The 25,103-nt window shown below is 71.8% G+C and carries 21 protein-coding genes; 4 read left to right on the top strand and 17 right to left on the bottom strand.

Annotation, left to right across the window (positions count from 1 at the left end):
• Positions 1–13: 13 nt before the first annotated feature.
• The 3 genes from alaS to LRS74_RS05500 are packed head-to-tail and all read right to left on the bottom strand — an operon-like array spanning position 14 to position 3,482.
• Positions 14–2,683 carry an alanine--tRNA ligase gene (alaS, locus tag LRS74_RS05490; protein WP_277739917.1) on the bottom strand — a complete coding sequence of 890 codons (2,670 nt, stop codon included), beginning with the start codon at positions 2,681–2,683 and terminating at the stop codon, positions 14–16.
• Positions 2,683–3,015, bottom strand: coding sequence for a DUF6167 family protein (locus LRS74_RS05495; protein ID WP_277739918.1), 333 nt, complete (start codon positions 3,013–3,015; stop codon positions 2,683–2,685). The genes alaS and LRS74_RS05495 overlap by 1 nt, the downstream gene beginning before the upstream one ends.
• Before the next feature lie 8 nt (positions 3,016–3,023).
• Positions 3,024–3,482 carry a DUF948 domain-containing protein gene (locus tag LRS74_RS05500; RefSeq protein WP_277739919.1) on the bottom strand — a complete coding sequence of 153 codons (459 nt, stop codon included), beginning with the start codon at positions 3,480–3,482 and terminating at the stop codon, positions 3,024–3,026.
• 150 nt (positions 3,483–3,632) lie between these two features.
• Here LRS74_RS05500 and LRS74_RS05505 point away from each other — a divergent pair, with 150 nt between their 5' ends.
• The gene (locus LRS74_RS05505; protein ID WP_277739920.1) at positions 3,633–5,810 is read left to right on the top strand and encodes an AAA family ATPase; all 2,178 of its coding nucleotides are present in this window, start codon (positions 3,633–3,635) and stop codon (positions 5,808–5,810) included.
• On the opposite strand, the gene rpsD is transcribed toward LRS74_RS05505, so the two are convergent.
• Entirely contained in the window at positions 5,798–6,409 is a 612-nt protein-coding gene (gene rpsD / locus LRS74_RS05510; RefSeq protein WP_144382450.1) for a 30S ribosomal protein S4, read from the bottom strand. The two genes, LRS74_RS05505 and rpsD, sit on opposite strands and share 13 nt — an antisense overlap.
• Before the next feature lie 193 nt (positions 6,410–6,602).
• Here rpsD and LRS74_RS05515 point away from each other — a divergent pair, with 193 nt between their 5' ends.
• Positions 6,603–7,346 (top strand): DUF2470 domain-containing protein, encoded by a 744-nt coding sequence (locus LRS74_RS05515; protein WP_277739921.1) that lies wholly within the window; start codon positions 6,603–6,605, stop codon positions 7,344–7,346.
• Between the two features lie 301 nt (positions 7,347–7,647).
• On the opposite strand, the gene LRS74_RS05520 is transcribed toward LRS74_RS05515, so the two are convergent.
• From LRS74_RS05520 to LRS74_RS05535, 4 genes are all read right to left on the bottom strand, one after another.
• Positions 7,648–9,000, bottom strand: a complete 1,353-nt coding sequence (locus LRS74_RS05520) for a replication-associated recombination protein A (protein WP_277739922.1) — start codon at positions 8,998–9,000, stop codon at positions 7,648–7,650.
• 96 nt (positions 9,001–9,096) lie between these two features.
• Positions 9,097–9,753 (bottom strand): vitamin K epoxide reductase family protein, encoded by a 657-nt coding sequence (locus LRS74_RS05525; RefSeq protein ID WP_277739923.1) that lies wholly within the window; start codon positions 9,751–9,753, stop codon positions 9,097–9,099.
• A gap of 332 nt (positions 9,754–10,085) precedes the next feature.
• Positions 10,086–11,348, bottom strand: coding sequence for a histidine--tRNA ligase (gene hisS, locus LRS74_RS05530; RefSeq protein ID WP_277739924.1), 1,263 nt, complete (start codon positions 11,346–11,348; stop codon positions 10,086–10,088).
• Positions 11,349–11,359: 11 nt separating this feature from the next.
• The gene (locus tag LRS74_RS05535) at positions 11,360–12,076 is read right to left on the bottom strand and encodes an MBL fold metallo-hydrolase (RefSeq protein ID WP_277739925.1); all 717 of its coding nucleotides are present in this window, start codon (positions 12,074–12,076) and stop codon (positions 11,360–11,362) included.
• A 176-nt stretch (positions 12,077–12,252) separates the two neighbouring features.
• Here LRS74_RS05535 and LRS74_RS05540 point away from each other — a divergent pair, with 176 nt between their 5' ends.
• On the top strand, positions 12,253–13,044 hold the full coding sequence (locus LRS74_RS05540) for a peptidylprolyl isomerase (protein ID WP_277739926.1): 792 nt from the start codon (positions 12,253–12,255) through the stop codon (positions 13,042–13,044).
• Positions 13,045–13,268: 224 nt separating this feature from the next.
• Complete coding sequence (locus LRS74_RS05545; RefSeq protein ID WP_277739927.1) at positions 13,269–14,498, top strand: DUF349 domain-containing protein; 1,230 nt, start codon at positions 13,269–13,271, stop codon at positions 14,496–14,498.
• 253 nt (positions 14,499–14,751) lie between these two features.
• Here the strand turns inward: LRS74_RS05545 and LRS74_RS05550 are convergent, their stop codons facing one another.
• From LRS74_RS05550 to LRS74_RS05590, 9 genes are all read right to left on the bottom strand, one after another.
• Complete coding sequence (locus tag LRS74_RS05550) at positions 14,752–17,265, bottom strand: bifunctional (p)ppGpp synthetase/guanosine-3',5'-bis(diphosphate) 3'-pyrophosphohydrolase (RefSeq protein ID WP_277739928.1); 2,514 nt, start codon at positions 17,263–17,265, stop codon at positions 14,752–14,754.
• A 183-nt stretch (positions 17,266–17,448) separates the two neighbouring features.
• Entirely contained in the window at positions 17,449–18,003 is a 555-nt protein-coding gene (locus tag LRS74_RS05555; protein WP_277739929.1) for an adenine phosphoribosyltransferase, read from the bottom strand.
• Positions 18,000–19,139, bottom strand: a complete 1,140-nt coding sequence (gene secF, locus LRS74_RS05560; protein WP_277739930.1) for a protein translocase subunit SecF — start codon at positions 19,137–19,139, stop codon at positions 18,000–18,002. The genes LRS74_RS05555 and secF overlap by 4 nt, the downstream gene beginning before the upstream one ends.
• 1 nt (position 19,140) lies before the next feature.
• Positions 19,141–20,913, bottom strand: a complete 1,773-nt coding sequence (secD, locus tag LRS74_RS05565; RefSeq protein WP_277739931.1) for a protein translocase subunit SecD — start codon at positions 20,911–20,913, stop codon at positions 19,141–19,143.
• A 154-nt stretch (positions 20,914–21,067) separates the two neighbouring features.
• Positions 21,068–21,580: a preprotein translocase subunit YajC gene (gene yajC / locus LRS74_RS05570; RefSeq protein WP_277739932.1), complete on the bottom strand. Its 513-nt coding sequence runs from the start codon at positions 21,578–21,580 to the stop codon at positions 21,068–21,070.
• 236 nt (positions 21,581–21,816) lie between these two features.
• Positions 21,817–22,908: a Holliday junction branch migration DNA helicase RuvB gene (ruvB, locus tag LRS74_RS05575; protein WP_277739933.1), complete on the bottom strand. Its 1,092-nt coding sequence runs from the start codon at positions 22,906–22,908 to the stop codon at positions 21,817–21,819.
• Positions 22,909–23,034: 126 nt separating this feature from the next.
• On the bottom strand, positions 23,035–23,655 hold the full coding sequence (ruvA, locus tag LRS74_RS05580; RefSeq protein ID WP_277739934.1) for a Holliday junction branch migration protein RuvA: 621 nt from the start codon (positions 23,653–23,655) through the stop codon (positions 23,035–23,037).
• Entirely contained in the window at positions 23,652–24,185 is a 534-nt protein-coding gene (gene ruvC, locus LRS74_RS05585) for a crossover junction endodeoxyribonuclease RuvC (RefSeq protein ID WP_277739935.1), read from the bottom strand. Before ruvC ends, ruvA begins: the two co-directional genes overlap by 4 nt.
• A gap of 165 nt (positions 24,186–24,350) precedes the next feature.
• Positions 24,351–25,103: a YebC/PmpR family DNA-binding transcriptional regulator gene (locus LRS74_RS05590; protein ID WP_277739936.1), complete on the bottom strand. Its 753-nt coding sequence runs from the start codon at positions 25,101–25,103 to the stop codon at positions 24,351–24,353.

Genomic DNA, 25,103 nt, shown 5'->3' on the forward strand with positions numbered 1-25,103 from the left:
CAGTGTCACGACCTCACGCCTGTCCGGCCACGAGCCGCTCGACCGCCTCGACGGCCTCGCCGATGGCAGCCGGGTTCTGGCCGCCGCCCTGGGCCACGTCCGGCTTGCCGCCGCCTCCGCCGCCCAGCGTCTTGGCGGCGACGCGCACCAGGTCGCCGGCCTTCAGACCGCGCTCGCGGGCCGCCTCGTTGGTGGCGATGACGGTGAGCGGACGGCCGTTGGCCGTGGTGAAGAGCGCGACCACGACGGGGCGGTCGCCCGGGATCCGGCCGCGCACGTCCAGCACCAGCTTGCGCAGGTCGTCGGCGCCGGTGCCGTCCGGCACCTGGCCGGTGACGACCGCCACGCCGGCCACGTCCTTGGCGCCCTGGGCCAGCCCGGCGGCGGCCTGGAGCACCTTCTCGGCGCGGAACTTCTCGATCTCCTTCTCGGCGTCCTTGAGCTTGGCGAGCATCCCGGAGATCCGCTCCGGCAGCTCCTCCGGACGGCCCTTGACCAGCTCGGTCAGCTGGGCCACCACGGTGTGCTCACGGGCCAGGAAGTTGTAGGCGTCCATGCCGACCAGGGCCTCGATGCGGCGCACGCCGGAGCCGATGGAGGACTCGCCGAGCAGCTTCACCAGACCCAGCTGGGAGGTGTTGTGCACGTGCGTACCGCCGCACAGCTCCTTGGAGAAGTCGCCGATGGTCACCACGCGGACCCGCTCGCCGTACTTCTCGCCGAACTCGGCGATGGCGCCCTGCTTCTTGGCCTCGTCGATGCCCATGACCTCGGCGTGCACGTCGAGTTCGCGGGAGAGCACCTCGTTGATCTTCTGCTCGACGTCGGTGAGGACGGCGCCCGGCACGGCGGCCGGGGAGCCGAAGTCGAAGCGGAAGCGGCCGGGCTGGTTCTCGGAGCCGGCCTGGGCGGCCGTGGGGCCGAGCGCGTCGCGCAGCGCCTGGTGGGTGAGGTGGGTGGCGCTGTGGGCGCGGGCGATGGCGCGCCGCCGGGTGCCGTCGATGGCCGCGTGGCCGGTGGCGCCCACGGTCACCTCGCCGACCTGGACCACACCCTTGTGGACGTAGACGCCGGGCACCGGCTTCTGGCAGTCGCGGACCTCGACCACGGCGCCGTTGTCCAACTTGATGCGGCCGGTGTCGCCGATCTGGCCACCGCCCTCGGCGTAGAACGGGGTGCGGTCGAGGACGATCTCGACCTCGTCGCCCTCGCTGGCGGCGGGCGAGGGCACGCCGTCGACGAGGATGCCCACGACCGTGGACTCGCCCTCGGTGCTGGTGTAGCCGATGAAGTCGGTCTCACCGGCGCTGTCGGCGATCTCGCGGTAGCCGGACATGTCGGCGTGGCCGTGCTTCTTGGCCTGGGCGTCGGCCTTGGCGCGCTCCCGCTGCTCCTTCATCAGGCGCCGGAAGCCGTCCTCGTCCACGGTCAGGCCCTGCTCGGCGGCCATCTCCAGGGTGAGGTCGATCGGGAAGCCCCAGGTGTCGTGGAGCAGGAACGCCTTGTCGCCGGCGAGCACCGTGCCGCCGGCGGCACGGGTGTCGGAGACGGCGGTGTCGAGGATGTTGGTGCCGGCCTTGAGGGTCTTGAGGAAGGCGGTCTCCTCGGCGAGCGCGACGGTCTCGATGCGCTTGCGGTCGGTGACCAGCTCCGGGTACTGCTGCCCCATGGTCTCGATGACCACGTCGAGCAGCTCGCCGACGACCGGGCCGGTGGCGCCCAGCAGCCGCATGTTGCGGATGGCGCGGCGCATGATGCGGCGCAGCACGTAGCCGCGGCCCTCGTTGCCGGGGGTGACGCCGTCACCGATGAGCATCGTGGAGGTGCGGAGGTGGTCGGCGACCACGCGCAGCGACACGTCCGAGCCGGCCTCGGCGCCGTAGGCGACGCCGGTCAGCTCGGTGGCCTTGTCCATGACGACGCGCAGGGTGTCGGTCTCGTACATGTTGTGGACGCCCTGCAGGATCATCGCGAGGCGCTCGAGACCGAGACCGGTGTCGATGTTCTTGCTGGGCAGGTCGCCCAGGATCGGGAAGTCGTCCTTGCCGGTGCCCGCGCCCCGCTCGTACTGCATGAAGACCAGGTTCCAGATCTCCACGTAGCGCTCGTCGTTGACGGCCGGGCCGCCCTCCACGCCGAACTCCGGGCCCCGGTCGTAGTTGATCTCGGAGCAGGGGCCGCAGGGACCGGGGACGCCCATGGACCAGAAGTTGTCCTTCTTGCCCAGGCGCTGGATGCGCTCGGCCGGGACGCCGATGACGTCCCGCCAGATCTGCTCGGCCTCGTCGTCGTCCTGGTAGACGGTGATCCACAGCTTCTCCGGCTCCAGCCCGTAGCCGCCGTCGGCCACCGAGGTGGTCAGCAGCTCCCAGGCGAGCTTGATGGCGCCTTCCTTGAAGTAGTCGCCGAAGGAGAAGTTGCCGCACATCTGGAAGAAGGTGCCGTGCCGGGTGGTCTTCCCGACCTCTTCGATGTCGGGGGTGCGCACGCACTTCTGCACGCTGGTGGCGCGCGGGAAGGGCGGCTTGACCTCGCCGAGGAAGTAGGGCTTGAACGGAACCATGCCCGCCGGGACCAGCAGCAGGGTCGGGTCGTCGGCGATGAGCGACGCCGACGGCACGACGGTGTGCCCGCGCTCTTCGAAGAAGCGCAGCCAGCGGCGGCGGATTTCAGCCGACTCCATCAGTGGTCCTCATTTCCGGTGTTGCGGGTGGGGTGGGGGTAGGTCTGGGTGAGCTGGGCGGGGTTCCGCGGCGCGGGCAGCTGCCGGGCCCCGGCCGGGTCGTCCACCGCGGACAGGCCGAGCGCCTCCTTGAGCGCCGCCTCGCGGTCCGCCATGCCGTCGCGCACGTCGAGCGCGAACAGCTTGACCCGCCGGCCGGCCAGCGCGGCGCGGTCGGCGGCCTGCGCGGCCAGGCTCTCCGGCTTGAGCGCGTTCAGCTTGCGGTTGACCTTGTTGGTAGCCCACACGCCGGCTGCGACGCCGGTGGTGAACCAGAACGTGCGGCGGAACATCCGGTCTCTCAGCCCTTCGATCCACGGTTGCGACGGCCGCCCCCACGTGCGGAGGGCACGGTCTTGCCGACGATGACGGTGCGCCGGGTCCTCGACTCGGGCGCGGGCTCGGGCTCGGCCGGGGCCTTGCGGCCCATCGCCCGGCGCACGCCGTAGCCGAAGGCGGCGACCTTCACCAGCGGCCCGCCGAAGGCCGAGGAGACCGTCGAGGAGAGCGCGGAGGCGTTGGCGGTGACCTCCTGGACGTCGGCGGCGATCGAGTCCACCCGGGCGAGCTGGGTGTTGGCGGAGCGCACGGTGGCGGACGCCTCGCTGAGCAGCGGGACCGCCTGTTCGGTCACGTCCGCCACCAGCTTGGTGGTCGCCTTGAGCGTCTGTGCGAGCCGCACCAGCGCGAGCGCGAGGAACGACACGAGAATCGCCCAGAAGACGGCCACGAGAATCCCGGCCACCTCACCACCGGACACGTTGCACCGCTCCCTGCTGCGTCGTCGTTTGACAGGTATCGACCTTATCGCGCCGCGGGTACGCGCCCGTACCAGATAAAGGGCGCCACGCACAGGCGCGGCCCTGCGGGATTGTACGGTGCGCAAACCGTTCAGTACGCTCCGTGTTCCATGCGAAGCCCTCGCCCTCCGCACCCGGCCGTTCCGGGCAACCTCCCCGCCCCGGTCGACCGGTTCGTCGGCCGCGCGGCCGAACTCGCAGCGCTGGAGCGGCTGCTCGGCGAGGCCCGGTTGGTGACCGTGACGGGCATCGGCGGGGTCGGAAAGTCGCGCCTGGCACTGCGTGTGGCGGAGCGGGCGCAGGATCGCTTCTGCGGGGGCGTCTGGCTGGTCGAACTGTCCGCGCAGCGCGCCGGGAAGCGGCTGGTACCCACGGTGGTGGCCGCGCTCGGGCTCCCCGACTCGTCCGCGCAGGCACCGAGCGCGGCGCTGGCCCGGCACTTCACCGAGCCGGCGGAGGCCGCGGCGCTGCTGGTGCTGGACGGCTGCGAGCACCTGGTGGACGAGTGCGCGGAGCTGGTGGGGGCGCTGCTCAGCCGGGCGCCGCGGCTGCGGGTGCTGGTCACCAGCCGGCGGCCGCTGGAGGCGGCGGGCGAGCACTGCTTTCCGCTGTCCCCGATGGTCGCCGAGACGGAGGCGGCGGAGCTCTTCACCGAGCGGGCCGCGGCCGTGCTGCCCGGATTCGCGGCGACCGCGCGCCGGCAGCGGGAGGCCGTCGCGGCGCTGTGCCGTCGGCTGGACTGTCTGCCGCTGGCCCTGGAGCTGGCGGCCGGGGCGCTGCGCGCGCTCTCGGTGGAGCAGCTGCTGCACCGGCTGGACGACCGGTTCCGGGTGCTGGCCGGGTCCGGCCGCGGCACGCTGCCCCGCCATCAGTCGATGCGCACCGCGATCGGCTGGAGCCATGAGCTGTGTTCGCCCGAGGAGCGACTGCTGTGGGCGCGGCTGTCGGTCTTCGGCGGGGACTTCGACCTGGACGCCGTGGAGTATCTGTGCTCCGGGTCGGGGCTGGCCGGCGACGAGGTGCTGACGGCGCTGACCGGCCTGGTGGCCCAGTCGGTGGTGATCCGCGAGGAGGAGGCCGGCCAGGCCCGCTACCGGCTGCTGGCGACGGTGCGGGAGTACGGCGCCTACTGGCTGGCGGAGCTGGGTGAGACGGAGTGGCTGCGCCGCCGACACCGGGACTGGTACCTGGGGCTGGCCACCTGGTGCGAACTGGACTGGTTCGGCCCACGGCAGACCGAGGTGGCGGCGCGGTTGGACCGGGAGCTGCCGAACCTCCGGCTGGCCCTGGAGTACTCCCTGGAGACGCCGGGCGACGCGCACGTCGGCCAGTATCTGAGCGGCGCGCTGTGGTTCTACTGGGTCGGCTGCGGGCGGCTCGCCGAGGGCCAGGCGTGGCTGGACCGGGCGCTGGCGCTGGACGGCGAGCAGCCGGAGGCGCGGGTCAAGGCGCTGTGGGTGGCGGGGCTGGCCGCGGTGGCGCGCGGCGAGCCGGTGCCGGCGCTGAGCCTGCTGCACGAGTGTGTCGGGCTCGCCGAGGAGTGCGGAGACCACACGGCGGCGGCGTACGCCACCCAGATGCTGGGCGCGGCGGCCATGGTCAGCGACGATCTGCCACGGGCGGAGCGGCTGCTGCGCGAGAGCCTGGACCGCTTCGGGACGTTGGGCGAGCTGAACGCCCTGGTGCTCCTCGCCCAGGTGCAGCTGGGTCTGGTGCTGGCCTTCGCGGGCGACCTGGCGGGCGGGGAGGCGCTGTGCGAGGAGGTGCGGGAGATCGCGGCCGACGCGGGCGAGCACTGGGCCCGCTCGTACGCGCTGTACGTGCTGGCGTATGTGCGGTGGTCACGCGGCGAGGAGGAGCCGGCGCGCGAACTGCTGCGGGAGTGCCTCGCCCTCAAGCGCGAGCTGCACGACGTGGTCGGTCAGACCATGGCGCTGGAGCTCCTGGCGCCGCTGATGGTGGGCGAGGAGCCGGAGCTGGCGGCGCGGCTGCTGGGGGCGGCGCGTACCGGCTGGAGCAGCTTCGGCGAGGAGCGGTTCGGCTGGCGGCGGCTGGATCCGCCGCACGACGCCTGCGCCGAGCGGGCGCGCGGGGCGCTGGGCGAGGCGGGGTACGAGGAGGCGCTGCGGCTCGGCCGGGGCGACGGCCTGGAGACGGCGGTGACGCAGGCGCTCAGCGACGAGGACGAAGACGCGAACGGCCCGCCGGGCCCCCGCCATCCGAAGACGGCGGAGGACCAGCGGGCCGAGCACGATGAGTTGTACGTGCCGCCAGGTCAGCGGGCGTAGTACTCGACGACGAGCTGCTCGTCGCAGATCACCGGGATCTCCTTGCGGTTCGGGTCCCGGTCGAGGCGGAACGCGAGCGCCTTCAGGTTCACCTGGAGGTAGCGCGGGGTCTCGCCCTCACCGGCGTAGCCACCCTCACGGGCCACCTGGAACGGGTGCTTCTCGCGGCTGCGCTCGCGAACGGTCACCACGTCGTCCGGGGAGACCCGGAAGGACGGCTTGTCGACCTTCTGGCCGTTCACCTGGATGTGGCCGTGGACGACCATCTGGCGGGCCTGGTAGATCGTGCGGGCGATGCCCGAGCGCAGGACGAGCGCGTCCAGACGGCGCTCCAGCTCGACGATCAGGGCCTCGCCGGTCTTGCCGGTGACCTTGCGCGCGCGGTCGTAGGCACGGGCCAGCTGGCGCTCGCTGATGTCGTACTGGGCGCGAAGGCGCTGCTTCTCCAGCAGACGAACCTTGTAGTCACTGTTCTGCTTGCGGCCACGGCCGTGCTCGCCCGGCGGGTACGGACGGGCCTCGAAGTACTTGACGGCCTTCGGGGTCAGCGCAATGCCGAGGGCACGCGACTTCTTGACCTTGGGACGCGACTGGTTCACGTGAACCGATCCTCCATGTAAGTTAGGTGAGCCTTACCTTAGTCGAGGAGAGCGCATGATTCTTCCTGGGATCCCCCTGCCCGACGCTCGTCAAAGCACCGAGAAGGGTCAGCCGCGTCCCGTGGAAGGAACTCCACGACCAACGGCCGCGGAGCGTGTACGCACCCTCGTGGAGTCCAAGGCTACGGGGTCTTTGTCGATTCCTGGAATCGAGGAGGTCGACGAGCTCGGCGGCAGCGAACCCGCCGCACGCGCCGTCACCCTGAACGGAGACATCCTACTGCTTGTTCCGGGCCGCTCTGCCGCGGCCCGGGCCGCAGCGCACGCCCAGGCCGACGACGTGGTGTGCGTGATGGAGATCACCGACGTCGCCCCTGTCTCCGTCCCGCACCGGATCCGCGGCCGCGCCTGGGTCGCGGGCTGGCTCACCACCGTCCGGGACGAGGAGCGAGCCGCGTGCGCGATGCTCCTCGCCGAGCAGCACCCGGTCGGCGAGGTCCTCGCCCTCGCGCCGGAGGACGCCCCCGCCCCGGGCCACCCGGACCCGGCCCGGCCCGCGTGGACGCTGCTGCGGCTCGAGGTGAGCGAGGCGTGCGTGGACGACCTGTGGGGTGCGGAGCACGCCGACCCCGAGGAACTGGCCGAGGCCGCGCCCGATCCGCTCGCGGCGCACGAGGCGGAGCTCCTCCAGCACCTGCACGCCGCCCACAGTGAGCAGGTGAGCTGTCTGACGGCCCTGCTCGGCCCCAGGGCGGCGCGCTCGGCACACGGGCGTCCGCCCGTACCCGTCGCGCTCGACCGCTTCGGCCTGCGCGTCCGCTTCACGGGAGCCGGCGGGCGCCCCTTCGACGCCCGCTTCGACTTCCCCGAGCCGGTGCGCGACGTCTGCGAGCTCCGCCGGGCCATGCACATGCTGTTCGCCTCGGTCACGGAGTAGCCTGCGGCTCGCGCCCCTCTGAGAGCCCGCGGCTCCGTCTCCGGGGTGAAGGCTGATGTCTGAGGTGAAGGCTGGCCGTGCCGCCCCGCACAAGGCCGACGCCGGCTCGACACCGCCGGACTCGCCCGCGGCGCCCGGCGCCGAGTCCACGGTCCAGCCGAGCGCCGCACCCGACCTCACGCCTCGCCGTCGCGGCGGAACAGAACACCCCGCCCCGGCATTCCACCCGGCGGCGTGGACCGGCGGTGGCGGGACGGGGCAGCCCCTCGCGGCGGACGTGAGCCGCGCACGGGGTTGCGGGTTACTCCGTGCCGCGCAGGCGCAGCCGCACCCGCTCCACGATGTCCGCGTAGCGAGCCTCCGCGCCGTAGCGGGTCGGCGCGTAGTAGCGCTTGCCGTGGATGGCGTCGGGCGCGTACTGCTGGGCCGCGATGCCGCCCGGGAGGTCATGGGGGTAGACATAGCCCTGGGCGTGGCCCAGCTTCTTGGCGCCCTGGTAGTGACCGTCGCGCAGATGGGGCGGCACCGGACCGGCGAGGCCCGCGCGGACGTCCTGGAGCGCCGCGCCGATGGCGGTGGTGGCGGAGTTGGACTTGGGGGCCAGCGCCAGCGCGATGGTGGCGTGGCTGAGGGTGAGCGCCGCCTCCGGGAAGCCGATCATCGCGACCGCCTGGGCGGCGGCCACCGCCGTGGGCAGGGCGGTGGGGTCGGCGAGCCCGATGTCCTCGCTGGCGGAGATCATCAGCCGCCGCGCGATGAACCGCGGGTCCTCCCCCGCCTCGATCATCCGGGCGAGGTAGTGCAGCGCCGCGTCCACGTCGGAGCCGCGGATGGACTTGATGAGGGCGCTGGCCACGTCGTAGTGCTGGTCGCCGTCGCGGTCGTACTTCACCGCGGCCCGGTCGACCGACTCCTCCAGCGTGGACAGCGTGATCTCGGACTCGCCCTTGGCTATCGCCGAGCCCGCGCCGGCCTCCAGGGCGGTCAGCGCCCGTCGGGCGTCGCCGCCGGCGATCCGCAGCAGGTGCGCCTCCGCGTCCTCGGGGAGGGTGACCGCTCCGCCGAGCCCGCGCTCCTCGGTGAGCGCGCGCCGCAGCAGCCCGCGCAGGTCCTCGTCGGTCAGCGGCTCCAGAGTGAGCAGCAGCGAGCGGGACAGCAGCGGGGAGATGACCGAGAAGTACGGGTTCTCCGTGGTGGCCGCGATGAGCGTGACCCAGCGGTTCTCCACGGCTGGCAGCAGCGAGTCCTGCTGGGCCTTGCTGAAACGGTGGATCTCGTCCAGGAAGAGCACCGTCTCCCGGCCGTAGGCACCCGTGGAGCGGCGGGCACCGTCGATGACGGCCCGCACCTCCTTGACCCCGGCGGTGATCGCGGAGAGCTCCACGAAGCGCTTCTGGGTGGCCTGGCTGACCACATAGGCCAGCGTGGTCTTGCCGATGCCGGGCGGCCCCCACAGGATCACCGAGGACGGCCCGGCCGGGCCGCCGCTGCCCTCTCCCACCAGCCGGCGCAGTGGGGAGCCGGGGCGCAGCAGATGGCCCTGGCCCACCACCTCGTCGAGGGTGCGCGGGCGCATCCGGACCGCCAACGGACTACTGGCCGGGTCCTTCTCCTGGCGTTCCTCTGCGGCGGCGGTGAACAGGTCTGGCTCCACGTTCGGAAGCCTATGCGACGACACTGACAACGCCGCCCGGATCAGGCCGGTGGCGGCTGATCGGGCGGCGCGGGGCGAGGCCGGGGCGGGACCGGGTCAGGCGGTGCCGCCGGTCCAGAAGTTCCACCAGCGGGTCAGGATGAGCATCCCGATGACGGCGATCCAGAGCACCGGCACCACCCAGTGGAACTCCATCAGGCCGCGCTTGAGCCCCTCGGGGGCCGGCAGGAAGCCGTGCTTGAGGTTGTGCCCGGTCACGTAGCAGAACATCACGATGGTGGCGACCCAGGCCAGGCAGCACCACAGGCAGAGCGAGCCGATGACGTACAGCGACTGGTACTGGAGCCAGGTGCAGAAGGCCACACCGAAGAGCGTGCCGGCGTTGAAGGTCAGCCAGTACCAGCGCGGGAAGCGCGCCCCGGCCAGCAGCGACATGCCGACGCAGATGACGATCCCGTACGCCACCAGGCCCATCATCGGGTTCGGGAAGCCGAAGGCCTGGGCCTGATCGCTCTCCATGATGTTGCCGCAGGAGACGATGGGGTTGAGGCTGCAGCCCGGGGTGTAGGTCTTGCCCTCGGCCTTGGCCTCGAGGATGTGGTTCTTGTCGATCGTGATGATCCACGCGGCGAGCAGGCCCAGCGCTCCGGTGATCACCAGGAGCAGCCCGAAGGCGCGGCTGCCGCCGACCGCGCTCCGCGCGTCGCCCTGTGTCTGCTCCGTGTCCACGTCCTCAACCACTGTCGTCGCCATATCCGCCGTTTCCGAGTCTCCCGAGGCCACGCGGCCACATTGCCGCCTTTAGGGCACCGCTGCCGCGTCGGCGGCCACCGTCATTGTGCCGCACCCCCGTCCGTCGCGGTTTCCCCATGCGACAGCCTCGGCCATCCTGACGTGCCCGCCGTTGGACGGGCGTAAGGGCGTGAGGGCGTGCCGGCCCGGGCCGGAATCCGCGGGCGGGAATCGCTCGGTGGGATGAGGTCGGGGGTGCGCTGTTGACGCCGGTGCGGCGACGACCGCGCCGGCGCCCCGCCGGAAGCCGGCGGCGTACGGCCGCGCGGAGCCGTACGCCGCCGCTCCGGGCGTCAGCCGAGGCGCGAACGGACCGCGTCGAGCACCCCGTCGAGCGGGACCGCGGACTGCTCGCCGGACTCCATGTCCTTGAGCTGCGCGACGCCCTCGGCCAGGTCGCGCTCGCCGGCGACCAGGGCGAAGCGGGCGCCGGAGCGGTTGGCCGCCTTCATGGCACCCTTGAGCCCGCGGCCGCCGAAGGCGAAGTCGGTGGCGACGCCGGCCCGGCGCAGCTCGGTGACGACGCCGAAGAGCACGCGACGCGCCTCCTCGCCCAGCGGCACCGCGAACACGCTGGTGGCGGCGGGCAGATCCAGCTCGACGCCCTCGGCCTTGAGCGCGAGGACGGTGCGGTCGACGCCGAGCGCCCAGCCGACCGACGGCAGCTCGGGGCCGCCGATCATCTCGGACAGGCCGTCGTACCGCCCGCCGCCGCCGACGGCGGACTGGGAGCCGAGGCCGTCGTGGACGAACTCGAAGGTGGTGCGGGTGTAGTAGTCCAGGCCGCGCACCAGCTTGGGGTCGTCCTGGAACTCCACGCCGGCCGCGCGCAGCAGCTCGCGCACCCGCTCGTGGTACTCCTTGCACGCCTCGCAGAGGTGATCGCGGAGCATCGGCGCGCCGACGAGCTGCTTCTGCACCGCCTCCCGCTTGTCGTCCAGCACGCGCAGCGGGTTGATCTCGACCCGGCGCCGGGTGTCCTCGTCCAGTTCCAGACCGCGCAGGAAGTCCTGGAGCGCGGACCGGTAGGCCGGGCGGCACTCCTTGTCGCCCAGGGAGTTCAGCAGCAGCCGGAAGTTCCGCAGCCCCAGCGAGCGGTAGGCGTCGACGGCGAGGATGATCAGCTCGGCGTCGAGCGCCGGGTCCTCGGCGCCGATCGCCTCGGCGCCGACCTGGGAGAAGTGGCGGTAGCGGCCGGCCTGCGGGCGCTCGTAGCGGTAGTAGGAACCGGAGTACCAGAGCTTGACCGGCAGGTTGCCGGCCTTGTGCAGGTTGGCCTGGAGCGCGGCGCGCAGCACGGAGGCGGTGCCCTCGGGGCGCAGCGCCAGCTGGTCGCCGCCGCGCGTGGTGAGGGTGTACATCTCCTTGGTCACGATGTCGGTGGACTCGCCGACGCCGCGGGAGAAGAGCTCGACGTGCTCGAAGCCGGGGGTCTCGATGTAGCCGTATCCGGCACGCCTGAGCGGTGCGGAGATCGCCTCGCGCACGGCCAGGAAAGTCGCGGAGTCCGGCGGGATCAGGTCGTACGTGCCACGGGGGGCGGAGAAGGTGCTCACGGGGTGAATCGTCACATTCCTCGTCGCGGGGCGGGCGCGGGTGCGCCGCCGCCGAGGCCGGCGGCCACCTCCCGGAGGTACGGGTTGGTGGCACGCTCGCGGCCGATGGTGGTCTGGGGGCCGTGGCCGGACAGCACCACGGTCGAGTCCTCGAGCGGCAGGCACACGCGCGCCAGGGATTCGAGCATCTCGCCGTGGTCACCGCCGGGCAGGTCGGTGCGTCCGATGGAGCCGGCGAAGAGCAGATCGCCCGAGAAGAAGACGGACGGGATGTCCGCCTGCTCGGGCATCTGGAAGGTCACCGACCCCTTGGTATGGCCCGGCGCGTGCGCGACGGTCAGCTCCATGCCGGCCAGCTTCAGTCGGGTGCCGTCGGTCAGCTCGTGCACATCGTCCGGCTCCCCCACGGTGAGCTCGCCCATCAGCGGCATCCCGATGGAGCGGCCCAGGGCCTTCTCCGGGTCGCTCATCATGTAGCGGTCCGCGGGGTGGATGTAGGCCGGCACGTCGTGGGCGCCGCACACGGGCACCACGGACGCGACGTGGTCGATGTGGCCGTGGGTGAGGACGACGGCGACGGGCTTGAGCCGATGCTTGGCGATCGCCTCCTCGACTCCCTGGGCCGCCTGGTGGCCCGGGTCGATGATCACGCACTCCTCGCCGGCGGCGGGGGCGACCAGATAGCAGTTGGTCCCCCAGGCCCCGGCGGGGAACCCGGCAATGAGCACGTTCGTCCTTAACTGTCGTCCGGATCGATCACCCGGTCGCCCGGAACGATCGTCCGGAATGGTCCGGAAGAAAGTTGTACGGCAGTTCCAGAGCCTACCGGCGGCGGTCGCGCCGCGGCGAACCCGTATACGGTACGGCCAGGCGCCCACGACGCAGACGCGGAGGAGACAACCCGGTGGCCAGTCAGGAGCAGCGGCGGCGGCAGCTCGCCCGCGCGAAGTACGAGCGGCAGCAGCAGCGTCGTGAGGTGGCGCGGCGAAAGACCAAGCGCCGCAACACGGTGATCGCCTCCTCCCTCGCCGTGGTGCTCACGGCGGGCGTCGTGGTCGCCGCCGCGGGGGCGTTCTCCGGCGACGACGACAAGGAGTCGACGCCGAACGCCGTCGACACCCCCACCCCGCCGCCCACCCCCGACCCCAAGCCCGAGCCGTCGATGACGATCGACAAGAAGGCGAAGTACGGGATGGCGCTGAAGACCAACCACGGCGACATCCGGATCGCCATGGACGCCGCCAAGACCCCGCGCACGGTGAACTCCTTCAAGTCCCTCGCGGACAAGCACTTCTTCGACGGCTCGCCGTGCCACCGGCTCGCCGTCGAGGGCATCTTCGTGCTCCAGTGCGGCGACCCGGACGGCACCGGCCGGGGCGGGCCGGGCTACACCATCCCCGACGAGAACCTCAAGGACCCGCGTCTGAAGGGCGGCGTCTACCCGCGGGGCACGGTGGCCATGGCCAACCGCTACAACGGCGTGGACGAGGCGACCCGGAACTCCGGTAGCAGCCAGTTCTTCCTCGTCTACAAGGACAGCAAACTCCCGCCCAACTACACCCCCTTCGGCACGCTGGACGCCGAGGGGCTGAAGGTCCTGGAGAAGATCGCCGCGGGGGGCGTCGAGGGCGGTGTCACGGACGGCGCCCCGAAGAAGGCCGTCACCATCGAGAAGGCGACCGTTCAGAAGGACTGATTTGAGTCGCGCGGGATACGGACAGCCGGGGCGCCGGTCGCCTATGTTGGCGTTGTGCAGGGTGCCTGCTCCGACGGCTGCCGCCCTGCAGCACCGAACACGCCGACCACCGGGCGGCGCGACAGCAGCTCGTCGGACCGGTCAGGGCGCGGCCCGGCCGGAAGAAACTGTGGACGATGCCAGCGGGCGGAGCGCCCGCCTCGGCATCATGTGGAGGAGGCGCTGTGAGCAGCGACCCATGGGGCCGCGTCGATGAGACGGGGACCGTGTACGTGCGTACGGCCGATGGCGAGCAGGTCGTCGGATCGTGGCAGGCGGGCTCTCCTGAGGAGGCCCTCGCCTACTTCGAGCGCAAGTACGAGGGCCTGGTCGTCGAGATCGGTCTCCTGGAGCGCCGGGTCAAGACCACCGACCTGTCGACCAAGGACGCCCTGACCGCCATCGAGCACCTGCGAGTGCAGGTGGACGAGCACCACGCGGTGGGTGATCTTCAGGCGCTGAGCGAGCGGCTCGACAAGCTCGTCAGCGAGGTGGAGGCGCGCCGCGAAGAGCGCAAGGCGGCGAAGGCCAGGCAGGCCGAGGACGCGCGCCAGGCCAAGGAGGCGCTGGTCGCCGAGGCCGAGGAGCTGGCCGCCAGCGACCAGTGGCGGGCCGCCGGCGAGCGGCTGCGGGCCCTGGTGGACACGTGGAAGGGCCTGCCGCGGCTGGACCGCAAGTCCGACGACGAGCTGTGGCACCGCTTCTCGCACGCCCGCTCGGCGTTCTCCAAGCGGCGCAAGGCCCACTTCGCGTCCCTGGACGCGCAGCGCGAGGAGGCCCGCAAGGCCAAGGAGAGGCTGGTCGCCGAGGCCGAGGCGCTCTCCGGCTCGACGGACTGGGGCCCCACGGCCGCCCGCTACCGGGAGCTGATGACCGAGTGGAAGGCCGCCGGACGGGCCCAGCGGGAGGCCGAGGACGACCTCTGGAACCGCTTCCGCGGGGCCCAGGACGTCTTCTTCCAGGCCCGGGGCGAGGTCTTCGCGGAGCGTGACGCCGAGCAGCGGGAGAACCTGACCCGCAAGGAGGAGCTGGTCGTCGAGGCCGAGAAGCTGCTCCCCGTCTCGGACCTGAAGGCGGCCCGCGCGGCGTTCCGCTCGATCAACGAGCGGTGGGAGGCCATCGGCCATGTCCCGCGCGACGCCCGGCCCCGCATCGAGGGCCGGATGCACGCCGTCGAGCGCGCCATCCAGGACACCGAAGAGGCCGAGTGGCGGCGTACGAACCCCGAGGCGCGGGCCCGTGCCGCGGGGCTCACCGGTCAGCTCCAGGACGCCGTCGACAAGCTGCGCGCGCAGATCGACGCCGCCCGCGCGGCCGGCAACAACGCCAAGGCCGACAAGCTCGCCAAGGAGCTCGAGGGCCGCCAGGCGCTGCTGGACCAGGCTCTCAAGGGCCTGGAGGAGTTCGGCGGCTGACGCCCTCCGACGCACGCTGACACGGCACAGGGCCCCGGGTACGCAGGTACCCGGGGCCCTGTCGTCGGCTGGTACGGGCGGCGCCCCTATCCCGCCGCAACGGCGAGAAACCACGGCGGCGCAGCCCGGCGGTGCCAAACCGCCAGCAGCCGCCCCGGGGCTTCTGCCGGGAGGCACCACGGCGCCCGCCCGAGGGCACAACTCCTGCCCCGGGGGCACGCCATGTACGAGACCAGCCGCGCCGCCCGCGGGGCTACCGCTGGCGGGCCGAGGTCACCCGGTAGACGTCGTAGACGCCCTCCACGCCGCGTACGGCCTTCAGGACGTGGCCCAGGTGCTTGGGGTCGCCCATCTCGAAGGTGAAGCGGGAGGTGGCGACGCGGTCACGGGAGGTCTGGACGGCCGCGGAGAGGATGTTGACGTGCTGGTCCGACAGCACGCGTGTGACGTCGGAGAGCAGCCGCGAGCGGTCCAGCGCCTCCACCTGGATGGCGACCAGGAAGACCGACGACTGGGTGGGCGCCCACTCGACGTCCAGGATGCGCTCGGGCTGCTGGGAGAGCGAGTCGACGTTGACGCAGTCCGCGCGGTGCACCGAGACGCCGCTGCCGCGGGTGACGAAGCCGATGACGGGGTCGCCCGGCACCGGCGTACAACAGCGGGCCAGCTTGACCCACACGTCCTCGACGCCCTTGACCACGACGCCCGGGTCGGCGCTGGAGCGCCGCTTGGTGCGGGTGCGGATCGGCGGGGCGGTCTCGGCGATGTCCTCGTTGGCCGCCTCCTCGCCGCCGAGCGCCTGGACCAGCTTCTGCACGACGCTCTGCGCGGAGACATGGCCCTCGCCGATGGCCGCGTAGAGCGAGGAGATGTCCGGATAGCGCATCTCGTGGGCGAGGGTGACCAGCGAGTCGCCGGTGAGGATGCGCTGGATCGGCAGGTTCTGCTTGCGCATCGCGCGGACGATGGCGTCCTTGCCCTGCTCGATCGCCTCGTCGCGGCGCTCCTTGGAGAACCAGCCACGGATCTTGTTGCGGGCGCGCGGGGACTTGACGAAGCCCAGCCAGTCGCGGGACGGGCCGGCACCGGACGCCTTGGAGGTGAAGACCTCCACCAGGTCGCCGTTGTCCAGCGTCGACTCCAGGGGCACCAGACGGCCGTTGACCCGCGCCCCTATGGTGCGGTGGCCGACCTCGGTGTGCACGGCGTAGGCGAAGTCCACGGGAGTGGCACCCGCGGGGAGCGCTATGACGTCGCCCTTGGGGGTGAAGACGAAGACCTCGTTGCGGGACAGGTCGAAGCGGAGCGACTCCAGGAACTCGCCGGGGTCCTCGGTCTCCTTCTGCCAGTCCAGCAGCTGCCGCAGCCAGGCCATGTCGTTGACGGTGTCCGTGCCGGCGCCCTTGCCCGGGTGGCGCGGCACGTCGGTGCGCACCTTGGAGGCGCCGGCGACGGCCTCCTGCTTGTACTTCCAGTGCGCGGCGATGCCGTACTCCGCGCGGCGGTGCATGTCGAAGGTGCGGATCTGCAGCTCGACCGGCTTTCCGCTGGGCCCGATGACCGTCGTGTGCAGCGACTGGTACATGTTGAACTTGGGCATCGCGATGTAGTCCTTGAACCGCCCCGGCACCGGGTTCCACCGCGCGTGGATGGTGCCCAGTGCCGCGTAGCAGTCGCGGACGGTGTCGACCAGGACCCGGATGCCCACCAAGTCGTAGATCTCGGCGAAGTCGCGGCCCCGCACGATCATCTTCTGGTACACGGAGTAGTAGTGCTTGGGGCGGCCGGTGACGGTGGCCTTGATGCGCGCGGCCCGCAGGTCGCCCTGCACCTGATCGGTGACGATGGCCAGATACTCGTCACGCTTGGGCGCCCGCTCGGCGACCAGCCGGACGATCTCGTCGTACATCTTGGGGTAGAGGATCGCGAAGGCGAGGTCCTCCAGCTCCCACTTGATGGTGTTCATGCCCAGCCGGTGCGCCAGCGGGGCGTAGATCTCCAGCGTCTCGCGGGCCTTCTTCTCCTGCTTCTCCCGCTTGAGGTAGCGCATGGTGCGCATGTTGTGCAGCCGGTCGGCCAGCTTGATGACCAGCACCCGGGGGTCCTTGGCCATGGCCACGACCATCTTGCGCACGGTCTCGGCCTGCGCGGCCTCGCCGAACTTGACCTTGTCCAGCTTGGTCACGCCGTCGACCAGCAGGGCGACCTGGTCGCCGAAGTCCTGCCGCAGGGTCTCCAGGCCGTACTCGGTGTCCTCGACGGTGTCGTGCAGCAGCCCCGCCATCAGGGTGGCCGGGTCCATGCCCAGCTCGGCGAGGATGGTGGTCACCGCCAGCGGATGGGTGATGTACGGGTCGCCGCTCTTGCGCTTCTGGCCGCGGTGCCAGCGCTCGGCGACCTGGTAGGCGCGCTCGATCTGGCGCAGCGTCGCCGTGTCCGCCTTGGGGTCGTTGCCGCGCACGATGCGCAGCAGCGGCTCCAGGACCGGGTTGTACGGGCTGGAGCGCTGGACCCCGAGACGGGCCAGGCGAGCGCGGACCCGGTTGGACGAGCCGGAGCGGGGCGCGGGGCCCTGGAGCGGGCGTGCCGGGGCGGGGGTCGCGGATGTCGCTCCGGCCAGGCCGGCCGGGGTGGCCGGAGGCTTCGGCGCGGGCCGCGACGTGGCCTCGCCGGCCTTCTTGGGCGTGGCCGCGCCCGCCGTGGCGTCGGGGGCTGCGGTCGGCTCGTCCGGATGCGCGGCGGTCAGCGGCTTGGCCTCGTCTGGCAAGAGCACTCCTCAAGCGGTGCCGGACCATATAGCGGTCGGGATGCCATGGTATCGATCCCGCCACTCCCGTCGCTCCGCGACCGCCGCTCTCCTGGCACGCCGAAGGGCGGGAATCCCCATGATCCGGATTCCCGCCCTCTGGATTTGTCCGAGTTTTCCGCCCTCTGGGCGGTCGGCCCCGACTCAGACCGTGATCAACGCCTCCAGCGGCGCGTTGTCGAGATCGGCCGCCAGGCGGCCACGGCCGTCGAGGAAGCCCAGCTCCATCAGCACGGCGACCCCGGCCACCTGGGCGCCGGCGCGCCGGATGAGCTGGAGCGAGGCCGCGGCGGTGCCGCCGGTGGCCAGTACGTCGTCGATGACCAGGACCCGGTCGCCGGGCGCCAGCGCGTCGGCGTGGATCTCGATCTCGGCGGTGCCGTACTCCAGCTGGTACGCCTGGCCCAGGGTGGCGCCGGGCAGCTTGCCGGCCTTGCGCGCCGGGACGAAGCCGAGGCCGGCGCGGACCGCGACCGGCGCGGCCAGGATGAAGCCGCGGGCTTCGAGGCCGACGACCTTGTCCGCGCCGTGCTTGACGCAGAGCTCGGCGAGCGCGTCGGTGAGCGCGCCGAAGGCCGTGGCGTCGGCCAGCAGCGGGGTGATGTCCTTGAACATCACTCCCGGCTGGGGGTAGTCCGGGACGTCGACGATCCGACTGAGCAGCAGTTCCCGCAGCTCCTGGCTGCCCGCCGCGCTCATCGGCGCTTCCCCGAGGGACGGCCCCGCCCGCGGTTGCGGGCCGCGGGCTGGCGACGCTGGCCGACGACCCCGGCCGGGGTGGCGTCCTCCGCGTCGTCGTCCTGCTCCGGCTCGTCGTCGGCGTCGGTGTCGGCCGACTGATCCTGGCCCTCGGCCCCGGCCTTGCCGGCCGCGGCACGCTTGGCGCTGACCCGGCGGGCCAGCGCCCGCAGCTCCGGCTCGCGCTCCTTCAGATCGGCGACCAGCGGCGTCGCGATGAAGATCGACGAGTAGGCACCGGCTGCGAGGCCGACGAACAGGGCCAGCGAGATGTCGTTCAGCATGCCGCCACCGAGGACACCGCCACCGATGAAGAGCAGGCCGGCGACCGGCAGCAGCGCCACGACCGTGGTGTTGATGGAGCGCACCAGGGTGGCGTTGAGGCTGCGGTTGGCGATCTCGCTGTAGGTGTAGCGGGTCTGCTTGGTGATGCCCTTCGCCCCCTCCTTCAGACCGTCGAAGACGACGACGGTGTCGTAGAGGGAATAGCCGAGAATCGTCAGCAGACCGATCACCGTGCCCGGGGTGACCTCGAAGCCGACCAGCGCGTAGACGCCGACGGTGATGGTGAGGTCGTGGACCAGCGCGATCAGGGCCGCCAGCGCCATGCGCCACTCGAAGGCGATGGCGAGATAGATCACCACCAGCACCATGAAGATCGCTAGACCCTGCCAGGCCTTGCTGGCGATCTGTTCACCCCAGCTGGGGCCGACGAGCTGCGAGTTGATCTTGGATGCCTCGACGCCCATCTTCTTGGCGAGCGCCTCCTGGACCGGCTGGGCCTCCTTGGTGTCCAGCTCGCTGATCTGGATGCGCATGCGCCCGTCGCCGAGCTTCTGGACGACGGCGGTGTGGCCGCCGGAGGCCGACTCCGCGGTCTCCCGGGCCTGCTCGGTGGAGATGCTCGCCTTGGGCGTGGTGAAGACGGCGCCGCCCGAGAACTCGATGCCCATGTTCAGGCCGCGCACCGCCAGGCCGACGATGGCCGTGATGGTGATGAGGATGGAGATGCCGTACCAGAGCTTGCGCTTGGCGACGAAGTCGTAACCGACCTCGCCTCGGTACAGCTTGGCGCCGAGGGTGCCGAGTCGCGACATCTCACGCCTCCTTCGTGTCGACGGGGGCGGTGGGCCGGCCGCGGCGCAGCGGCGGGCGGGCGCCGAGGCGCTTGGGGTCCAGACCGGACCACGGGTGGCCGCTGGCGAAGAACTTCTTCCGGGCCAGGATCGTCATCAGCGGCTTGGTGAAGAAGAACACCACGACGACGTCGAGCAGCGTGGTCAGGCCGAGGGTGAACGCGAAGCCCTGGACCTTGCCGACGGTGACGATGAAGAGCACGGCGGCCGCGAGGAAGGACACGAAGTCCGAGACCAGGATGGTGCGGCGGGCGCGCGGCCAGGCGCGCTCCACCGACGGTCGCAGCGTGCGGCCCTCGCGGATCTCGTCCCGGATGCGTTCGAAGTAGACGATGAACGAGTCGGCGGTGATGCCGATGGCCACGATCGCACCGCAGACGGCCGGCAGGTTCAGGGCGAAGCCGATGCCCGGGCCGAGCAGCACCATGATCGCGTAAGTGAGGATCGCGGAGACCCCGAGGCTCGCGATGGCCACCAGCGACAGGCCACGGTAGTACACGACGAGGTAGATCATCACGAGCGCGAGGCCGATGCCGCCCGCGATCAGACCGGCCCGCAGCTGCTCACTGCCGAGGGCGGCGGAGACGGTGGTCTCGTCGGCGATGTCGAAGGTCAGCGGCAGGGCGCCGTAGGACAGCACGTTGGCCAGGTCCTCGGACTCCTGCTGGCTGAAGCTGCCGGAGATCTGGGCGTTGCCGCCGGCGATGGTCCGCGTGACGCTCGGGTCGGAGACGACCGCGCCGTCCAGCACGATGGCGAACTGGTTCTGCGGCGGGGCCTGGGCGGCCAGCTTGCCGGTGACGTCGGCGAACTTGTCGGCGCCCTTGTTGGTGAAGTCCAGCTGGACGATCCAGCCCTCGCCGGGCTGGTAGACGGAGGAGGCGTCGTCGACGTCGGTGCCCTCGACCTCGGCGGGGCCGAGGATGAACTTGCGGTCGCCCTCGGTGGAGCAGGCGACGATCGACTTCTTCGGGTCGCCCGCCGCGGCGGCCTCACCGGCCTTGGCACGGCTGGCCTCGGTGGAGCAGTCGAGGGCCGCCAGCTGGGCGTTCAGGTCCTCGGCGTCGGACTTCTCGTCCTCGGCCTTCTTGTCCGCGGAGTCCTTGCCGCCCTTGTCCTGCGGGGTCCCGGTCGGCTTCGGGGTCTCGTCGGCGCGCAGGCCCTCGGAGACGGGGCGGCCCTGGGTGCTGGCCGTGGGGCCGGGCTTGGCGGTGGAGCCGTCGTCGGCCTTGTCGCCCTTGTTCGCCTGGTCCTTGTCGCCCTGCTGCTTGTCCTTGTCGGACGCGCTGGGGCTGGGGGTGGCATCCGGCTGCGGCGTCTTGCCGCCTTCGGTGTAGGTCACCACGGGCCGGAAGAACAGCTGGGCGGTGGTGCCGACCTGCTTGCGGGCCTGCGTCGCGTTCATCCCCTTGGGGATGTTCACGATGATGTGCTTGTCGCCCTGCGTCTGGACCTCGGCCTCGGACACACCCAGACCGTTGACCCGCCGCTCGATGATGTCGACGGCGGTCTTCATGTTGTCCGAGTTGATCGCGTTGGGCCTGCCCGGCTGGTTCTTGGCCTCCAGCGTGAAACTGGTGCCGCCCGCGAGATCGATACCCAACCGCGGCGTGGTGTGGCCGGAGATGAACATCCCTCCGGTGAGTGCCACGATGGCGATCAGGATCACGACCAGGGCGCGCCCGGGCCTGCCCTGTGTCCCAGGGGACCTGCGGCCCTTCTTCGGTGCTGCCACCTTCTCGTATCTCCCTGTCCAACCGCCCCCGCACCCGCTGTGCGGCGGGCGGCCACGAAGTGTTGTGGGGACCAGCCCCCGCCGGAGCCTAACCGCCCGGGAACCGCGGCGCACCGAGCGGAGGCGCGTCGCGGTTCCCTGAGGGCATTTCGGGCTACTTCGCTTCGGCGTCGCCCTTGCCGTCCGCGGCCTGCTCGGCCTTCTGGCCAGCCTCGCCCTTCTCGGCGGCCTCGGTCTCGTCGGCGCTCTCGGCCTTCGCCGGGGCGTCGGACTTGTCCAGAGCGATCTTCTGGACGTCGTCGCCCGCGGCGGCGGAGTCGGTCAGCGAGGAGACGTCGTCGGGGACGACCGGGGCGTCCTCGTCGGCGGTCGCCGCCTCGGGGTCGATGCCGTGCACGATGCGGTTGTACTCCGAGTCCTCCAGGACGGCACCGATCGCGTTCTTCGCGTACACCGCGTGCACGCCGGGCGCGACCTCAAGGAGGACGGTGTCGTCGTGAACCTCCTTGACCGTGGCGTACATGCCGCCGATGGTGCGCACGCCGGAGCCCGGCTGCATGTTGTCACGCATCTGCATGGCCTGGCGCTGCTTGTTCTTGGCCGAGCGGGTCATCAGGAACATGGCCCCGATGAGCACGATGAACGGCAGGAGAGTCACGAGATTCACGGGACGGAGATTCCTTCGCACGACCGCGGGGAAGCGGCCTGGTCTACGGGGGTAGGTATGCCGTCCCACACGGACGGCATCGGCGGAGTCTAAGCGAGCTCGCGCCAATGGAACAACGCCCAGCATGGCACCCGGGTTCCTGAACGGACCAGTTTCCGCGCCGTCGCGGGGCGATTACCTCACGTGACCCTCCGGGGCCGGCGGGAGACGACGCCTCCGCCGGCCCGCTCCTCCGCTCAGGCCCCGAAGAGCCCCTGCTGACCGCCGGCCGGGTGCGGCGACTGCGGGGGCGTCAGTCCGAGGTGCGCCCAGGCCGCCGGGGTGGCCACCCGACCACGCGGCGTGCGGGCCAGCAGCCCCTCGCGCACCAGGAACGGCTCGGCGACCTCCTCGACCGTCTCGCGCTCCTCCCCCACCGCGACCGCCAGCGTCGACAGCCCCACCGGGCCGCCGCCGAACAGCTTCAGCAGCGCGGTCAGCACCGCCCGGTCCAGCCGGTCCAGGCCACGGCCGTCCACGTCGTACACGTCCAGGGCGCGGGTGGCGACCTCGCGGGTGATCACGCCGTCGGCCTTCACCTGGGCGTAGTCCCGCACGCGGCGCAGCAACCGGTTGGCGATGCGCGGGGTGCCGCGGGAACGGCCGGCGATCTCGGCGGCGCCCTCCTCCTCTATCTCCACGTCCAGCAGCCGCGCGGAGCGGTGGATGACCCGCTCCAGCTCGGCCGGGGTGTAGAACTCCATGTGTCCGGTGAAGCCGAAGCGGTCGCGCAGCGGGGGCGGCAGCAGACCGGCCCGGGTGGTGGCGCCGACCAGGGTGAAGGGCGGAAGCTCCAGCGGGATGGCGGTGGCGCCGGGGCCCTTGCCGACGATCACGTCGACGCGGAAGTCCTCCATCGCCATGTAGAGCATCTCCTCGGCGGGCCGGGACATCCGGTGGATCTCGTCGAGGAAGAGCACCTCGCCCTCGGCGAGCGAGGAGAGGATCGCCGCGAGGTCGCCGGCGTGCTGGATGGCGGGGCCGGAGGTGATGCGGATCGGGGCCCCCATCTCGGCCGCGATGATCATCGACAGGGTGGTCTTGCCGAGGCCGGGCGCGCCGGACAGCAGCACGTGATCGGCGGTGCCGTTCCGCTGGCGGGCCGCCTTGAGCACCAGGTCCAGCTGCTCGCGGACCCGCTCCTGCCCGACGAACTCCCCGAGGTCCTTGGGGCGCAGCGCCGCCTCGATGGCCTGGTCCTCGCCGTCGGCGGCGGCTCCCACGAGCCGGTCGCCACCGGCGGGCAGCCCGCCCACCGGTGCGGGTGCGGACTCATCGTCCCAGTTCACTACGGTTCGCCTCACGGATCGTGGCGGCCAGGCCGCCGGCCTCGGGGTGGATACGGACGGGGACCCGCCCAGGCGGCTCCTGGGACCGGCGCGTGGGGGGTGCGGCGGCGGTCGTCGCCGGGGCGCTCATCGGGCCCGGTTGAGGGTCTGCAGGGCGGCCCGCAGCAGCTGGGCGACCTGCGGCCGGTCGCCCGCCGCGACGGCGGCCTCGGCCTGGGGGGTCACCGCCGCGACGGCGTCGTCCGCCTCCCGGGGCGGGTAACCGAGGCCGGTGAGCGCCGCGTGCAGTTGGTCGCTCCAGGCCGCGGCGGCGGGCGCGGCGGCCCTGCGCGGAGCGCTGCCGACCGGGTCACCGAGGCGGTCCTTCAGCTCCAGCAGCAGCTTCTGCGCGCCCTTCTTGCCGATGCCGGGCACGGCGGTCAGGGCCTTCTCGTCGCCGCCGGCCACGGCACGGCGCAGCGCGTCCGGCGAGTGCACGGCGAGCATGGCCTGGGCGAGCCGGGGGCCGACGCCGCTGGCGGTCTGGAGCAGCTCGAAGACCTGGCGCTCGTCGTCGTCGGCGAAGCCGTAGAGGGTCAGCGAGTCCTCACGCACGACCAGGGAGGTGGCGAGCCGGGCGGGCTCGCCGACCCGCAGCGTGGAGAGGGTGCCCGGGGCACACTGGACGGCCATGCCCACACCGCCGACCTCGATCACGGCCGTTGTGGGGGCGAGGGCGGCCACCGGGCCCGAAACGAAGGCGATCATGCGGTGCGGCCTTTCATCGTGCGGTGGGCGGCGACAGCCTGCTGTAGCCGGTTCTGGGCGGGTGCGCGCCAGATATGACAGATGGCCAGCGCCAGGGCGTCGGCGGCGTCGGCCGGTTTGGGTGGGGCGTCCAGCCGCAGGAGCCGCGTGACCATGGCGCCGACCTGGGCCTTGTCCGCGCGTCCCGAGCCGGTGACGGCCGCCTTGACCTCACTGGGGGTGTGCAGGGCGACCGGCAGCCCGCGGCGGGCGGCGCAGAGCACGGCGACGGCGCTGGCCTGCGCGGTGCCCATGACCGTACGGACGTTGTGCTGGCTGAACACCCGCTCCACCGCCACGTACTCGGGCCGGTGCGCGTCCAGCCACTCCTCGAGGCCGCGCTCGACGGCGACCAGGCGGGCGCCGATGTCCGCGTCGGCCGGGGTCCGGATGACGCCGACGCCGAGCATCCGCAGCGGTCGACCGGCCACGCCGTCGACCACCCCGACGCCGCACCGGGTCAGCCCCGGGTCCACCCCCAGCACCCGCATCGGGTCCCTCCCCTCGCCGGCCGCACGGCTTCGGCCATCTGTTCCTGCAGGTTAGTGGCTGCCACTGACAGAGCGAGGGGCCGACGGGTGTGTGTCCCGTCGGCCCCTCGCGCCACGCCGTGGTGTGCGGGCTCATGCTCGCCCTTGGTCAGGCGTCGACCCCGGTCAGGCGTCGACCTTGGCCATCACGTCGTCGGAGACGTCGAAGTTGGCGAAGACGTTCTGCACGTCGTCGCTGTCCTCCAGCGCGTCGATCAGCTTGAAGATCTTGCGCGCGCCCTCCTCGTCCAGCTCCACCTGCATGGTGGGGAGGAAGTTGGCGTCGGCCGAGTCGTAGTCGATGCCGGCCTCCTGCAGGGCGGTGCGGACCGCGACCAGGTCGCTGGCCTCGGAGACCACCTCGAAGGACTCGCCGAGGTCGTTGACCTCCTCGGCGCCCGCCTCCAGGACCGCGCCCAGGACGTCGTCCTCGGTCAGCTCGCCCTTGGCGACGATCACGACGCCCTTGCGGTTGAACAGGTACGAGACCGAGCCCGGGTCGGCCATCGAGCCGCCGTTGCGGGTCATGGCGACGCGCACGTCGGAGGCGGCACGGTTGCGGTTGTCGGTCAGGCACTCGATCAGCACCGCGACGCCGTTCGGACCGTAGCCCTCGTACATGATCGTCTGGTAGTCGGCGCCGCCCGCCTCGAGACCGGCACCGCGCTTGATGGCGGAGTCGATGTTCTTGTTGGGGACCGACTGCTTCTTCGCCTTCTGGACGGCGTCGTAGAGCGTCGGGTTACCGTCCAGGTCGGCGCCGCCCATGCGCGCCGCGACCTCGATGTTCTTGATGAGCTTCGCGAAGAGCTTGCCGCGCTTGGCGTCGATCACGGCCTTCTTGTGCTTCGTCGTAGCCCATTTAGAGTGGCCGGACAT

It is taken from the genome of Streptomyces sp. LX-29, assembly GCF_029541745.1.
In the GTDB taxonomy this organism is placed as follows: Bacteria; Actinomycetota; Actinomycetes; order Streptomycetales; family Streptomycetaceae; genus Streptomyces.

Bases quoted from the DNA above. Each gene is read 5' to 3' on its own strand.
- LRS74_RS05505 (WP_277739920.1), top strand. From the start codon at position 3,633: ATGCGAAGCCCTCGCCCTCCGCACCCGGCCGTTCCGGGCAACCTCCCC.
- secF (WP_277739930.1), bottom strand. From the start codon at position 19,139: ATGTCGCGACTCGGCACCCTCGGCGCCAAGCTGTACCGAGGCGAGGTC.
- ruvC (WP_277739935.1), bottom strand. From the start codon at position 24,185: ATGCGGGTGCTGGGGGTGGACCCGGGGCTGACCCGGTGCGGCGTCGGG.
- ruvA (WP_277739934.1), bottom strand. From the start codon at position 23,655: ATGATCGCCTTCGTTTCGGGCCCGGTGGCCGCCCTCGCCCCCACAACG.
- LRS74_RS05525 (WP_277739923.1), bottom strand. From the start codon at position 9,753: ATGGCGACGACAGTGGTTGAGGACGTGGACACGGAGCAGACACAGGGC.
- alaS (WP_277739917.1), bottom strand. From the start codon at position 2,683: ATGGAGTCGGCTGAAATCCGCCGCCGCTGGCTGCGCTTCTTCGAAGAG.
- LRS74_RS05495 (WP_277739918.1), bottom strand. From the start codon at position 3,015: ATGTTCCGCCGCACGTTCTGGTTCACCACCGGCGTCGCAGCCGGCGTG.
- LRS74_RS05555 (WP_277739929.1), bottom strand. From the start codon at position 18,003: ATGAGCGCGGCGGGCAGCCAGGAGCTGCGGGAACTGCTGCTCAGTCGG.
- LRS74_RS05590 (WP_277739936.1), bottom strand. From the start codon at position 25,103: ATGTCCGGCCACTCTAAATGGGCTACGACGAAGCACAAGAAGGCCGTG.